Origin of the sequence: Brevibacillus sp. RS1.1 (genome assembly GCF_013284365.1) — a bacterium.
GTDB classification, from domain to species: Bacteria; Bacillota; Bacilli; order Brevibacillales; family Brevibacillaceae; genus Brevibacillus; species Brevibacillus brevis_D.
The window spans coordinates 881,801-894,311 of the sequence record NZ_JABSVA010000001.1; the positions used below are offsets into that span (position 1 = coordinate 881,801).

At 47.7% G+C, this 12,511-nt stretch carries 15 protein-coding genes; 5 read left to right on the plus strand and 10 right to left on the minus strand.

Annotated features, from left to right (window positions below; all coding sequences use genetic code 11):
* Positions 1-7 precede the first annotated feature (7 nt).
* Genes HP570_RS04050 through HP570_RS04060 form a run of 3 tightly spaced genes read right to left on the minus strand, consistent with a single transcriptional unit; the run spans position 8 to position 2,564 of the window.
* Entirely contained in the window at positions 8-907 is a 900-nt protein-coding gene (locus HP570_RS04050) for a hydroxymethylglutaryl-CoA lyase (RefSeq protein WP_173624959.1), read from the minus strand.
* Between the two features lie 52 nt (positions 908-959).
* Complete coding sequence (locus tag HP570_RS04055) at positions 960-1,172, minus strand: biotin/lipoyl-containing protein (RefSeq protein WP_015892116.1); 213 nt, start codon at positions 1,170-1,172, stop codon at positions 960-962.
* Between the two features lie 36 nt (positions 1,173-1,208).
* Positions 1,209-2,564, minus strand: coding sequence for an acetyl-CoA carboxylase biotin carboxylase subunit (locus HP570_RS04060; protein WP_173624960.1), 1,356 nt, complete (start codon positions 2,562-2,564; stop codon positions 1,209-1,211).
* Positions 2,565-2,840: 276 nt separating this feature from the next.
* On the opposite strand from HP570_RS04060, the gene HP570_RS04065 reads away from it, so the two are divergent.
* Positions 2,841-3,308 (plus strand): N-acetyltransferase, encoded by a 468-nt coding sequence (locus HP570_RS04065; RefSeq protein ID WP_015892118.1) that lies wholly within the window; start codon positions 2,841-2,843, stop codon positions 3,306-3,308.
* Positions 3,309-3,380: 72 nt separating this feature from the next.
* On the opposite strand, the gene HP570_RS04070 is transcribed toward HP570_RS04065, so the two are convergent.
* The 3 genes from HP570_RS04070 to HP570_RS04080 all read right to left on the minus strand — a co-directional run bounded on the left by HP570_RS04070 (position 3,381) and on the right by HP570_RS04080 (position 5,389).
* The gene (locus HP570_RS04070; RefSeq protein ID WP_015892119.1) at positions 3,381-4,022 is read right to left on the minus strand and encodes an RsfA family transcriptional regulator; all 642 of its coding nucleotides are present in this window, start codon (positions 4,020-4,022) and stop codon (positions 3,381-3,383) included.
* Positions 4,023-4,156: 134 nt separating this feature from the next.
* On the minus strand, positions 4,157-4,924 hold the full coding sequence (locus HP570_RS04075) for an enoyl-CoA hydratase/isomerase family protein (RefSeq protein WP_173624961.1): 768 nt from the start codon (positions 4,922-4,924) through the stop codon (positions 4,157-4,159).
* 87 nt (positions 4,925-5,011) lie between these two features.
* Positions 5,012-5,389: a Spx/MgsR family RNA polymerase-binding regulatory protein gene (locus HP570_RS04080; protein ID WP_015892121.1), complete on the minus strand. Its 378-nt coding sequence runs from the start codon at positions 5,387-5,389 to the stop codon at positions 5,012-5,014.
* Between the two features lie 461 nt (positions 5,390-5,850).
* Here HP570_RS04080 and HP570_RS04085 point away from each other — a divergent pair, with 461 nt between their 5' ends.
* Positions 5,851-6,549: a helix-turn-helix transcriptional regulator gene (locus tag HP570_RS04085; RefSeq protein WP_064200529.1), complete on the plus strand. Its 699-nt coding sequence runs from the start codon at positions 5,851-5,853 to the stop codon at positions 6,547-6,549.
* A gap of 137 nt (positions 6,550-6,686) precedes the next feature.
* On the plus strand, positions 6,687-6,953 hold the full coding sequence (locus HP570_RS04090; RefSeq protein WP_064200528.1) for a DUF2626 domain-containing protein: 267 nt from the start codon (positions 6,687-6,689) through the stop codon (positions 6,951-6,953).
* Positions 6,954-7,000: 47 nt separating this feature from the next.
* On the opposite strand, the gene HP570_RS04095 is transcribed toward HP570_RS04090, so the two are convergent.
* Positions 7,001-8,098, minus strand: coding sequence for a class I SAM-dependent methyltransferase (locus HP570_RS04095; RefSeq protein ID WP_064200527.1), 1,098 nt, complete (start codon positions 8,096-8,098; stop codon positions 7,001-7,003).
* A gap of 93 nt (positions 8,099-8,191) precedes the next feature.
* Between HP570_RS04095 and HP570_RS04100 the strand changes: the two genes are divergently transcribed.
* Positions 8,192-9,265, plus strand: coding sequence for a coiled-coil domain-containing protein (locus tag HP570_RS04100; RefSeq protein WP_173624962.1), 1,074 nt, complete (start codon positions 8,192-8,194; stop codon positions 9,263-9,265).
* Between the two features lie 13 nt (positions 9,266-9,278).
* Here the strand turns inward: HP570_RS04100 and HP570_RS04105 are convergent, their stop codons facing one another.
* Both HP570_RS04105 and HP570_RS04110 read right to left on the minus strand, forming a co-directional pair.
* The gene (locus HP570_RS04105; RefSeq protein WP_173624963.1) at positions 9,279-10,535 is read right to left on the minus strand and encodes a CapA family protein; all 1,257 of its coding nucleotides are present in this window, start codon (positions 10,533-10,535) and stop codon (positions 9,279-9,281) included.
* Positions 10,536-10,627: 92 nt separating this feature from the next.
* Positions 10,628-11,272 carry an MBL fold metallo-hydrolase gene (locus HP570_RS04110; protein ID WP_173624964.1) on the minus strand — a complete coding sequence of 215 codons (645 nt, stop codon included), beginning with the start codon at positions 11,270-11,272 and terminating at the stop codon, positions 10,628-10,630.
* A gap of 66 nt (positions 11,273-11,338) precedes the next feature.
* Here HP570_RS04110 and HP570_RS04115 point away from each other — a divergent pair, with 66 nt between their 5' ends.
* On the plus strand, positions 11,339-11,839 hold the full coding sequence (locus tag HP570_RS04115) for a hypothetical protein (RefSeq protein ID WP_173624965.1): 501 nt from the start codon (positions 11,339-11,341) through the stop codon (positions 11,837-11,839).
* Positions 11,840-11,889: 50 nt separating this feature from the next.
* On the opposite strand, the gene HP570_RS04120 is transcribed toward HP570_RS04115, so the two are convergent.
* A complete protein-coding gene (locus HP570_RS04120; protein WP_173624966.1) occupies positions 11,890-12,432 on the minus strand; it encodes a hypothetical protein in 543 nt (180 codons plus the stop codon).
* Positions 12,433-12,511 lie beyond the last annotated feature (79 nt).

Here is a 12,511-nt window from a genome sequence, read left to right on the forward strand (position 1 = left end):
ATACAGATCATCCAGCTGGTTTGCTTGCGAGAGATGCCCGCAGCACTTTTGAGGGGAGCTCTTTGCCCAACTGCTGCCCAATATACGCACCAGCCTCAATCAACTTCTCGAGATCGACGCCCGTTTCATAGTCCATTCCATGCAGAATGTAGACCAAATCTTCAGTCGAAATGTTGCCGGCAGCTCCTGGCGCATACGGGCATCCGCCGAGGCCACCGATTGAGCTGTCAAAGATGCGGATTCCTTCCTCTAGCGCTGCTGCTACGTTCGCCAATCCCGTTCCTCTTGTATCATGGAAATGGGCGGCTAAGCGCTCGTTCGTAACATCTTTCACAAGCTCTCCAAAGACCTCATGAACCTGCTTCGGTGTTGCAACCCCGATCGTATCCCCGAGAGAAATCTCGTACACTCCCATTTCCAACAGAGCCTCTGTCACCCTGCGGCTATTGTCTAGCGGAACGTTTCCCTCGTACGGACAACCGAATACCGTTGAGATATATCCGCGAACTTTCATCCCGATAGCCAGCGCTTCCTGGGCAACCTCCCGCAGGATCGGATACGTGTCTGCTATCGGTTTATTGATATTTTTTTGATTATGCGTTTCAGAGGCAGACATGAACAGGGCAATCTCTGTCAGTCCGCTTTGGCGCGCCCGCTCCAGGCCGCGAATATTGGGTACCAATGCACTAAGCGTTACCCCTTGGCTGCGATTGATTCCCTGCAAGACCTCGTCAGCATCCGCTAATTGCGGTATCCATTTCGGATTCACAAACGAACTTGCTTCTATCCGCTTCAAGCCTGCTGCCATCAGCTTATGAATCAGTGCGATTTTTGCCGCTGCCGGAACGATCGCGCTCTCATTTTGCAGCCCATCACGAGGACCGACCTCCACGATTTGTACACGCACAACAAGTCACCTCCTTCGCCTAGCGGCCGCTCAGTTTAGAAGTATTCTAATCCTATTCCAAAACGACGATGATATCGCCATCGTTGACAAAATCGCCAATATTCGCTTTTACTTCCACAACCTTGCCTGAGGCTTGAGCCTGTACAGGAACTTCCATTTTCATCGATTCCAGTACAAGAACGTCTTGTCCTTCATTAATCTCGTCACCTGGCTGCACCAGGACGTTTATAACGGTTCCTGCCATATTGGCTGCTACTTGTTTCATAGATGGTTCTCTCCCTTACATATCATTTTTGTTAGCTTAACGTTTTTCCGAGCTTGACGCGGCTCCACGCTCAGTAACGAACCATGTCGTATAGTTACCTGCTCGGAATTGTTCGTCCTGTAATACTTCTTGCAAAAACGGAATGTTCGTTTTAATGCCAGTAATCAGAAAATGATCCATAGCCTTCTGCGCCTGTTGCACAGCCTCTTCTCTTGTCACCCCAGATACAATGACCTTTGCAATCATCGGATCGTAAAAAGGAGTCACCTGTGTACCTGTCTCTACCCCATCATCAATTCGTACATCCTCAAATGCTGGTGGCTGGTACAACGTAATCGTCCCTGGTGAGGGCAGGAAGGTGACAGGGTCTTCCGCATAGACACGCAGCTCAATCGCGTGACGCAGAGCCTTGACGTCCTCTTGCTTGATTGACAGCGGGTGACCATCAGCAATGTCCAGTTGGAGCGATACGAGGTCAATGCCCGTCATTTCTTCCGTCACGGGATGCTCCACTTGTAAGCGTGTATTCATTTCCAAGAAGTAAAAGTTTTTCTGCTCATCTACGATAAATTCGACTGTTCCTACACCCGAGTAGCCCACTGCTTTCGCTGCTGTAACCGCTGCATCGCACAGAAGCTCTCGCGTTGCTGTGTTCAAAAAGGGCGAAGGGCTTTCCTCGAGCACCTTTTGATGTCTGCGCTGTATGGAGCATTCCCGTTCTAATAAGTGGATGACGTTTCCATGCTGATCGGCGACCACCTGCACTTCGATGTGGTGCGGGCGTTCTACGTATTTCTCCAAGTACATCGCATCGTTTCCGAAATACGCTTTTGCGCGACCTTTCGCCGATTGGTACGCTTGACGCAGCTCTGCCTCGTCTCGACAAATGTGCATCCCGATTCCTCCGCCGCCAGCACTGGCCTTGAGCATCACGGGATATCCGATGGACACCGCGATGACAGCTGCTTCATCTGGAGAATCGATAGCCTGTTCGCACCCTGGAACGACTGGTACTCCCGCAGCCTCCATCATACGTCGGGCAGTCAGCTTGTCACCCATTTGACCGATAACCTCGGGGGTAGGCCCAATGAATAGGAGACCTGCCTCCAGAACGCGGCGGGCAAAAGCTTCGTTTTCTGACAAAAGACCGTAGCCTGGATGAATAGCATCGGCACCGGTGCTTTTCGCTGCTGCAAGAATGGCCTCTACGTTCAGGTAACTGTGTGGAACGGGCGGTGGACCAATATGGACGGACTCATCTGCTTCACGTACAAACGGCAGATCCTTGTCTGCATCCGAATAGACAGCAACCGTAGCCACTCCTCTTGCCTTGCATGTACGGATAATTCGTCTGGCAATCTCACCACGGTTTGCGATTAATACCTTATTCATGGCAACGCTCCCCTCTTTGACAAACCGACTACAACCGTAAGCGCTTCCAAATTGTTTGCCTGGTTTGTATCATGTGATGCTACTTTCTATTGTGCCACGAGAACGATCATAGTTCTAGAATGAAATTTTAAATTTTTCCAAGATAGCGAAATCATTTCCTGCCAATCCCTCCAATAAAAAAAGAAAAACACTTCGGAAAAGCCAATCATCGTGTATAATAAAGGGGCGGGGCCAAAAGGTGGCCAAGGCAAAGAGCTGTGAGAGGAGTGGCTAACCATGTTTGAAGTAAGACGTTTGCAAATCAACTATAAGACACTGGAGGAATTCCAGAAGTTTCGCGAATTTGGCCTGGAGGAGCTTTCTATGAAGGAAGACCTGGAGGCGAACATCGTGGAAAACGATTCGGAATCTCCATTTTACGGTATTTATGACAACGATCTTCTGGTAGCACGTATGAGCCTCTACAAAATTGACGGGAAATACGACCGTTACTTCCAACCTGCGCAAGACTATTACGAGCTGTGGAAGCTCGAGGTCCTGCCTGATTACCGCTCAAAAGATTACGGAACTGCTTTGGTTAACCACGCGAAGAGCTTTGGGGCTCCTATTAAAACCAACTCCCGTTGTCGCGCAGACGATTTTTGGTTGAAAATGGGCTTCACGCCTGTGAAGTACAACCTCATGCGTGACCGTGGCGAAAACCCGTACGTATGGTTGCCAGAGAGCGTAGAGCTGCAAGACTAGCTCCCTCTTTATCAATGAATGCGTAAACAAAAAGAAGCGGATCAGCACCGCTTCTTTTTTCATGCCTTGCGCTTATTTTTCCACGCGCTCTAAATTTCCGTTTTCATCCATTTTGAAGATCGCTTTGTTGGAATCCTCTTCTTGTAAAAAAGCAAGCTTGCGTGCACGTTCCATGATCTGTACCAATGCACGGTAGTCATCATTGACACCCTGAACCTGATCCAGCTCTTTTCTAGCGCGTTCATGGGCTTCTTTCAATTCTTTTAACTCCAACTCTTTTCCTTCCAACTCTTGTTCCAATTGTCGCAAGCGACGAGTCAATTCTTTTTGATTGACGAGCATGCGAATGACTGCTTCAATCTGCTGTTCCTCAACATCGGTGTACATTTGTACCTCTGCTACTGGTGTCTCAGCACGTTTTGTATGCAACGTGACGACCTCGACCTCAGCAACCACAGGGGGTGGTGCTTGAATCCTCCCGAGCTTTTTCAACTGCTGCCTTTGGCTTTTCGCAATCGAAATGGCCGCATCGTACCGTTTGCGCACGCAACTGTTCCAGCGGAAGCCGCACGCAGCTGCTGTCCTTCCCAACCTTTGACCCACTTCTTCAAATGCAGCAAGCTGTGTGCCGCCTTCGCGTATGTGGCGCAAGGTGACTTCCGCCAACACTAGATCGTCATCTTCGGTCCATGCGTCTTGTCTGGAAGCTACCATATGAGTCCCTCCCGTTACCTTTAAAAAGGATGATGTAATTCATCCTATGCTTTTCCCTACTCTTGTAGAATCGCTTTCTACTAGAAAAAGTATGTCCAAGCAAATAAATGTTTAAACGAAAAGGACTATATCGATCAGGATGTTGGGCGCTTTGTCAGGAAGCTTTCCACTACAGCGACGTGTTCGGGGCTGCCCCATAGATGCGCACATTGACTCACTTCGCGCCGGATTCGTTCTTCTTGCGGAAGACCCATACGCTTCCACTTCAGGATCTGCATGTAAGCCTCAATGCCAGTAAGCGGCTGGGCAGCGATTTTTCGAGCGAAACGATATACTTCCTCATGCAGCTTCTCTTCCGGATATACCTCGTCAACAAAACCGTAGGACTTGGCTTCCTCTGCCCGCAATCTGTCTCCAGTCAGCAGGAGAGCGAGTGCTTTTGATTCTGGCAGCAAGTCCAACAGCCGACTTCCTCCACCCCAGCCTGTCGTAATGTGCATGCTGATTTGTACAAACCCGAAGGCGGCCCGGTCACTGGCAAAACGATAATGACACGCGCCCGCAAACTCACAGCCACCTCCGACCGCAGCACCATTTATCATGGCTATCACCGGTTTGGAATACTGATCAATGGTCGACAAAAGCCCCGTCACTTTGCTGAGCAAAGGATGCGCCTGTTCAAAGCCGCGCGCTGCAATAAACTGATTCAAATCGCCTCCGGAAACAAAGCTTCTGCCCGTCCCCGTCACAATCAAAATCTTCACCCGAGGATCGGCTTGGCAATCTTGCAGAACCTGATGCAGCTCGTCAACCAGCTCCACGCTGATGGCATTATGAACATGCGGCCGATTTAATGTGATTGTGGCAATACCGTCCTGTTTTTGCAAAAGCAAGGTCTCCATATGAACTCCCACCTTTTTATCAGCTAGTGGCTTTATTTTACCTTTCGATGGACAAACAAAAAAGAGGAGGCCTTTACCCCCTCTTCATTAAGACAACAAATTTTGCATGGCAGAAGAATTGAATCCGACGATCAGGTTTTCACCGTCAGTCAGGATCGGACGTTTCAAAAGCTGAGGCTCTTCGCTAAGCATTTCGAGCAATTCCTTCACCGACATATCATTAATATCGACATCCAGGTTTTTAAAACGCTGACTTCTCGTGGACAAGATTTCATCCAAGCCATTTGAAGTCATTTTAATAATATCCAGCAGTTCTTCTGCTGTCGGTGGATTTTTGAACAAGTGACGCTCTTCATAGTTCACTCCGTTTTCTGCCAGCCATGCCTTCGCTTTGCGACAGGATGTGCAGCTCGGATAAGTAAAAAACGTTAATTTTTGTGTTTGTGTACGTTCAGCAACTGCCATTGGTTACCCCTCCATCTCAACTATCACGAATGATTTCATCTATAAAAGTCTTGCGATTTGCAGTTCATGATGTTTCGTTCGTTCTCTTACGAAAGGTTAGTCAATTAATTTTCCTTCCTTACTTTGGATTTTACTGCTTCATTAACACTATGTCAATAGTAGTTAATTTAAAAACTAGATGAAAATTCGTGTGATATGCTGTTGTAGCACACTGCTACCTTAACAAGTAACACAAAATGGGATACACTTATGAAGATCTTCAAAAAGTCGTCTTTTGATCACGAAGGAGCCCTGAAAGCTTGGGCAACATCGAAAGAGGCGTTCACCTTCAAAGTCTGGTGCTCATGTAGGTCCCCTACACTCCGCTCCTCCTTTTTCAGGTTCTCACCACTTTCTCGGTGCTGAAAAGACGACTTTTTAATTTGATCTTATGAAGATTGTTTTGAGAAAGGGGTATCGGCATGGACCACGATGCGCAAAAGTTAACCAGTGCTTTAGCTGACCCCACCCGTTTTTCCATTTACCAATTTGTCGCCTACAGTAAAGATCCCATTACGGTTCAGGATATAGCTGATCACTTCTCTATCCACCCAAATGTGGCACGCTTGCACTTGACGAAGTTAGAGGACGTAAATTTACTCACTGCTGTTACAGACAAAAGCGGTAAGGGAGGACGTCCCAGTCGGTTGTACTCATTATCTGAACAGGTTGTGAGTCTGCAATTCCCACCTCGTGACTATCAGCTGTTGGCCGATATCGCGATTGAAAGCCTGCTATCGCTCGGCGAAGCTGGCGAAGCCGCTCTCATTAAAATGGGACATCGCATTGGAACAGAAATGGCAAAACGGGCGGTTGTCCGAAGCGGAATCAATTTAGAAACAGCCTCTATGGAAGAAAAATTGGACCTGGTCCATCGGATTGTCGTGGCTCAGGGATTGAAACCAGACATCGAAGCAATGGCTGAAGGAAAGCTGCGTTTTCGCGTGAATAATTGCACCTTCTCTGACAGCGCAAAAAAATACCCGAATGCCGTATGCCAGATGCACAACGCTCTCTTGATGGGAATATTCGAAACGTACTTGGGGAACATTGAATTACGTGAGGATGATTCCAAAATTCGCGGTTGCCAATCTTGCAACTACACGGTGATTCAGTATTAGCACCGCAAGTCCAGTCTCTCCTTCCCGGGTGACATTAATCCGTCATACCTTTATCGTTTACACGTGTTCACCTGTCCTATATAATGGGGGAGGAATCTTGTAAATCTTACCGTTGGAGGCAAAAAGGGGGGACAAAAATGGATCGTATGTATCGCGTTCTTGGTTTCTGGACCATTGTGATCGCGTTGATGGCGTTTTGGGGGGAATTGTACCCGATGGCGCTCATCTTCTTCAGTTTGACTGCTTTCTTCGTAGCGTTGAGCTACATGAACCTGACTGAACGAGTATACTTAAACATTTTCTTCGGCTTCATGTTCCTGTCTTTTGTTGGATTCACGTATTACACGTTCTTCGTGATGCCTGTTGGCCCACAAGAACACGCTTTTCTACAATTGATTATGTAAAAAAAGATGCTCGCCTTGAGCATCTTTTTTTGTGTTCACTTTTTCTTTTACTCCCGAATGCCTTTTCCTTGGACCATAACCCAAAAACGCCCACCCAAGCCAGCAGGATCGATCAACTGCTGAATAGCCCGATTCCGTTTCATCGCAACGCTCGTGAAAGGGTCCCTATCCATATGCGCGACCGCTTTATGAAGCAAGCCATTCCGCATTAAAAACCGATCCTGCCTCATATAGTCTATTTCCTGTAAACCAGCCTTTTCTCCATACTCTTTCCACGCAGAAAAATTCACATGTGTCGTTAAGTCTTGTTCACCTATGTTGAGATACGGATTCGTATGAGCCTGATGGCGATGATAGCACATCAGTGTTCCGTTTTTTCGACTGGGATGGTAGAGCTCCTCTTGCAGGTCACCGTAATCAATCGTGATGACGAATCCTTTTTTCAATAGGCAGGAAACATCTTGTGCCGCTTGCTCCATCGCCAAATTTATCTCGATCCGCATGCCGATTGGCAGCTTCAAGTTCAGCCCACGCAAATATTCTCCTAGCGCTGGTGTCATCTCCCCCAGACACTCTTCCAACCCGTCCTCGCCAACACGCACCCACACTTCCTGCCAGCCGGATTTGGTTTTTTCCACAATATGTACCGGAAATGCGTCCAGCCATTCATTTGAGAAAATAACCCCTTCTATTTTTTCTTGTTTGGCAGCTTCATTCACGGAAGAATACCAACGCTTCGGACCCTCGTGCCACTGAAGCGCCTCCTGCTGCATTTTCCGGTGATACGGACTCGCCTCTATCAAAATGACCGTCAATTCTTTGTATATCTCTGGCTTGCACGCACGGATGCGCTCCAGCATGTGACGGCAGACAGCCCCGGTTCCACCACCAATCTCTACGAGAACAGGCGAAGTGATATCCGCCTCCTCCCATAATGCCAAGACAGCATCTGCGATTGTTTCCGCAAAGACGGGATGCACCGATGCACTCGTATAAAAATCTCCCGCTTTTCCTACTTTCGGTTGTTCGACCATATAATATCCATGTGTGTCATGGTAGAGGGCCAACTCCATAAAGCGCGCGAACGTAATGGCTTTTCCTGGTTGGCTTTCTATTTCCTCGCGAATCAGTTCGATCATCGTCATCAGCTCTTCTCCTGCTATCCAAATTCAACTAGATAAGGCTATAATACGAAAAGAAGCATACAATATGGAAAGGCAAAAGCAAAAGGTGAAATCATGCGCAAAATTCTACTCGTCTTATTCCTGCTTGTATGTCCACTGACGGTGTTCGCCCAGGAAGAGCCCGCTACCTCTTTGGAACAGCTCATCCTGCAGCAGCATTTTACACAAAAAGAGCTGGAGCGAACCCTCACCTTACTTAAGGAAGAAGAGACGCGGACATACGGGAAAATCGCTCAAATGGATCTCGACTTGCAACGGCAAAAGCTGGTGATGGAAGCGACACAACGTCGTGCCGGTGAAGTAGCGCGGGCCTATTACATGGGCGAGCGTACTAATCTTCTGACGTTACTATTAAATGCGGAAAATTTCAATCAGTTCTTATTGATGTACGATTTCTACGAGATCTTGTACGAGCGTGACATGTCTCGACTAGAAACCTATCATACTGAGCGCACGAAGCTCACCGCGATGCAAACCGACAAAAAGAATCGATTGGAACAACTTCAAGCACTGCGAAAAAAATACGAGCTTCAATTGTCAGAGATGCTCGCTGTTGCCGCTGAAAAAGAAAAGAATGTACAAAAACTGGATGACCCGACAGTTGTGGAATCCATGATGAATCACTTGATTTTAGACTGGGAAAAACGTGGTTTGCCCGCTTTCCAGACCTTCTTCGGAATGCTCGCGCAGGTCATGGTTCAAGTTCCCGAGTTGGCAACGCCGGATCGAATTTCGTCGGAAGGTCTCCTCAAGCATACGCTAACCATCAACCAGACTGACTTCAACAATTTTTTGATAGAGAAAGACGCCTTGTTTAAACAATCCCATTTCTCCTTTGAGGATAACAAGCTGACCGTGGAAGGTACGTATGATCAGATGGAGCTCAAACTCGTTGGTAACTATGAGCTCGTCTCTCCCACCCATCTCAAATTCCACATTACCGAGCTGTACTTTGACGGCTTTGCCTTGCCTCCTTCAACCGTGGAAGAAATGGAGAAAGCGTACGATCTCGGATTTTATCCGGAGCTGATCTCCCCCAATATCCAAGTGCAGGGCATCACGCTGATGGACGAAGAATTAAAGCTCCAGCTACAATTTAATCTTCCATTTGGATTTGGAAAGAAGTAAAGCCAGCTATTCGTTAGCTGGCTTTTTTCTGGGAGACAACCTTATTGATATGAACCGGCATTTCCTGCTGCAATTGTGTCATGTACTGGATCGCTTCTTTCGTCAGCGTCGGGTATTTTTGCCCTTGCTTTAGCTTCTCCAATGTTTCTGACACTGGGTAAATGACATAGTTGCGCTTGTTATTTTTCCGATAAAAATGAACGTAGGTCGGGATCATTTCAGCACTTTCGATGCTGGCCTCTCCTGACTCATTCTTGTACAGCACAAGCTTCAGAATTGCCCCAACATCCTTGTAGTCCCATCGCTGCGCGGAGATGAAATTGCCTAACGAGTAGGTGATTAGCCCTTTGTGTTGACGTCCATCTTCGAGGGTAACCGTCTTCCATTCGTAAGGTTGTACCACATGTGGATGCGCGCCCAGTATGATATCCGCTCCAAATGTCAGAGCTTGCTCGGCAGTCTTGATTTGTTCAGGACTGGGCATCCGTTGATACTCATTTCCGAAATGAAGCGCCACTGCAACCAGATCAGCTCCTTTTTCTCTTGCCCGTGCGATGTCTTTCTTCATCAGCTCAGGTGAAATCAGATTGATCAGATACGGCTTGCCCTCTGGAATCGCGATTCCATTCGTTCCGTACGTATACGACAGCAAGGCTAGTGTGAATCCGTCCTTGCTCAACAACAAGGGCTCATCTCGATCCTCGGGATTTGCAAACGTTCCCGTGTGCGGTAGACCGGCTTCATCGAGATATTTGATGGTTTGCAGAACCCCTCGTTCTTTGCGGTCCATCGAATGGTTATTCGCTGTCGTTACCGCGGTAAATCCAATTTCCTTCAACGTATGTGCAAGCGACTCAGGAGAATTAAACATCGGATAGCCTGAGTATTTGGCCTCGCTGCCGCTCATCGTTGTCTCAAGATTGCCGATGACCCAGTCTGCCTCGCGGAACATCGGGATGACATTCGGGAAGAAACGTTTAAAATCATAGCTTTTCGTCGCTGGGTCCCAGACGGCATCCAACTGCTCCTGATGCATCATGACATCCCCAACAGCGAGAAGGGAGATACGCTGTTCCGGAAATCTTGATGGCAAAGTCGGAGGTTGTGTCTCCTGTTGATTGGTTGCTGTCTGCGGTGGTGTTTCGGGATCAGGCACTTTCACGTTGGGAGCTTGGCTCGTCTTATCTGCTTGGGCGACGGGTGCCGCACACCCAACCAGACTCGTGCAGGCGATAACGAGAAGGAGTGCCCATTTCCATGTTCGCTTCATAATGAATAGCTCCTTTGGTAAATGGTGACCCCTTCCTTTTCTCCATTACCTGACAAAATCCTCTCACAGACTTATAAAGAATGATGAAATGACTAACGAAGCATGCCTGTGACAAACGGATTGTACGTTTTCTCGTAGTCGATTGTCGTCTTCGGTCCATGCCCTGGATAAACAATCGTTTCATCATCGAGCTCAAACAGTTTGTCCTGGATACTGATCATCAGTGTCTCAAAATCTCCTCCGAAGAGATCTGTACGCCCGATGCTCTGGTTAAACAGAACGTCCCCACCGAAGCAGTGTTGGCCAATTACGAATGAACAACTGCCTGGTGAATGACCTGGCGTATGCAGCACCTGAATATGAAAACCTGCCAGTTCCAGAGTCTGACCATCCTCCAGTTCGTGCTCGGCCCGCTCACATATGATGAGCTCCGGCAGATTCCAGCGTCGCGATCCGTTGAGATCAGGGTTTGTGAGCCATTCCTGCTCCAGTGGATGAATGTAAACGGGTGCTTTTGTTAATTCTCTTACTTGGTTGAGTCCACCAATATGATCCAAGTGGGCATGCGTTAAAAGAATGGCGACGACGTTTTTATTTGCGAGGGCGCGGAGCAACTGATCTGGCTCCATGCCCGGGTCAATCACAATGGTTTGGTTGGTAGTGGTGTTTGTCACTACATACGCATTCGTTTGAAATGCTCCCAACGCATAGGATTCAATGGCAAGATTTTGATTCATCACAGGAAACCTCCTTGATTTTTTGATACGATAGAAAAAACACGTTTGCAAACATGGGGGTATGACATGCGCCATATGTACGGAATTGAACTGAATGTACCAGCTGGGAAGCTCCCTGGCTTCTATGCTCAAGTCATACATAAAATCGGAGATCATGTCAATGTCTTTGATCGGGACAAACTGCTTTTTATTGTCGAGAATCAAGCCGAACAGGAGAAGCTGGAAACCATTTTGGAGAAGTCCAACATGTTAGGCGATGCCTTTTCTCTATTGCTGCTGCCGTCAGCAACCACAATCGAGCCACTTGATGATATCGGTTTTGTCTCCCAAAATGAACATTTGTATGTATATGCAGATCAAGTTGCCATCGTAACGCTGGTGGCTCCATCCCAATCAGAGGATCAGTGGGCTGCCATAGAACAACTCCGCGAGCATGTTCTAGGGGTGATACCCGAAAATACAGACCAACCCGAAGCCTACCTGATCGATCAAAACTTGATTCCACTGGCAGAGAAAATCGCGAAGGCTTATCAAGTGAAGCTCGTTTGGCTCCATCCGACTAAATAAATCCTTTCCATGTAAAAAAGGGAGCGCCTGATAAGCGAACTCCCTTTTCCTTATGACGACGATTTACGATCAAACCGGAACCATGCCACTTGATTATTCACAAGACCAAAATTGGCGATGTATTTGCTGCCTTCGTACACCACTTCTTGCTCGTCTTTTCCTTTTCCGTACAGCTTCTCTAGCTGCCGAGCACTGTCAAACATAGCGAGTCCTCGATATGTTTTGAATTTTTGCACGTCCTCACGGGGAACTCCTCCCAGCATAATCGATGTCAATTCACCTTTGTGAACTTTGATCATCATCTGGGTCTGATCAACCAGCAGCATCCCCATCACTGCATCTCCCGCACCCTGCGCCATCTGCTCTACCGTGTAGCTTTGCCTTGTCACCATATCCATAAAATCAGCTTTTGTCGGCTTCAAAATATCCATTGCTTCTTTTACGTTCTGCCCGAGATAAATGCCGTTTACTCCGTATTCCTTTTGATTTTCGGGGTCAAATGTAGCAGTTGGTTCCGATCGGGCCGAACATGCCACCAAGACAACTACTGTCACCACCCAAATCACAGCCATTCGCAAGCATTTCCCTATCATCCTTCTGTGCCCACCTTTGCTACCGCTCTTTTGGTTATCTTAGCGTATCCAGCAAGCTTCGGGCAACTATGGAGAGACG

Bases quoted from the DNA above. Each gene is read 5' to 3' on its own strand.
- HP570_RS04055 (WP_015892116.1), bottom strand. From the start codon at position 1,172: ATGAAACAAGTAGCAGCCAATATGGCAGGAACCGTTATAAACGTCCTG.
- HP570_RS04060 (WP_173624960.1), bottom strand. From the start codon at position 2,564: ATGAATAAGGTATTAATCGCAAACCGTGGTGAGATTGCCAGACGAATT.
- HP570_RS04065 (WP_015892118.1), top strand. From the start codon at position 2,841: ATGTTTGAAGTAAGACGTTTGCAAATCAACTATAAGACACTGGAGGAA.
- HP570_RS04070 (WP_015892119.1), bottom strand. From the start codon at position 4,022: ATGGTAGCTTCCAGACAAGACGCATGGACCGAAGATGACGATCTAGTG.
- HP570_RS04075 (WP_173624961.1), bottom strand. From the start codon at position 4,924: ATGGAGACCTTGCTTTTGCAAAAACAGGACGGTATTGCCACAATCACA.
- HP570_RS04080 (WP_015892121.1), bottom strand. From the start codon at position 5,389: ATGGCAGTTGCTGAACGTACACAAACACAAAAATTAACGTTTTTTACT.
- HP570_RS04085 (WP_064200529.1), top strand. From the start codon at position 5,851: ATGGACCACGATGCGCAAAAGTTAACCAGTGCTTTAGCTGACCCCACC.
- HP570_RS04090 (WP_064200528.1), top strand. From the start codon at position 6,687: ATGGATCGTATGTATCGCGTTCTTGGTTTCTGGACCATTGTGATCGCG.
- HP570_RS04095 (WP_064200527.1), bottom strand. From the start codon at position 8,098: ATGACGATGATCGAACTGATTCGCGAGGAAATAGAAAGCCAACCAGGA.
- HP570_RS04100 (WP_173624962.1), top strand. From the start codon at position 8,192: ATGCGCAAAATTCTACTCGTCTTATTCCTGCTTGTATGTCCACTGACG.
- HP570_RS04105 (WP_173624963.1), bottom strand. From the start codon at position 10,535: ATGAAGCGAACATGGAAATGGGCACTCCTTCTCGTTATCGCCTGCACG.
- HP570_RS04110 (WP_173624964.1), bottom strand. From the start codon at position 11,272: ATGAATCAAAATCTTGCCATTGAATCCTATGCGTTGGGAGCATTTCAA.
- HP570_RS04115 (WP_173624965.1), top strand. From the start codon at position 11,339: ATGCGCCATATGTACGGAATTGAACTGAATGTACCAGCTGGGAAGCTC.
- HP570_RS04120 (WP_173624966.1), bottom strand. From the start codon at position 12,432: ATGATAGGGAAATGCTTGCGAATGGCTGTGATTTGGGTGGTGACAGTA.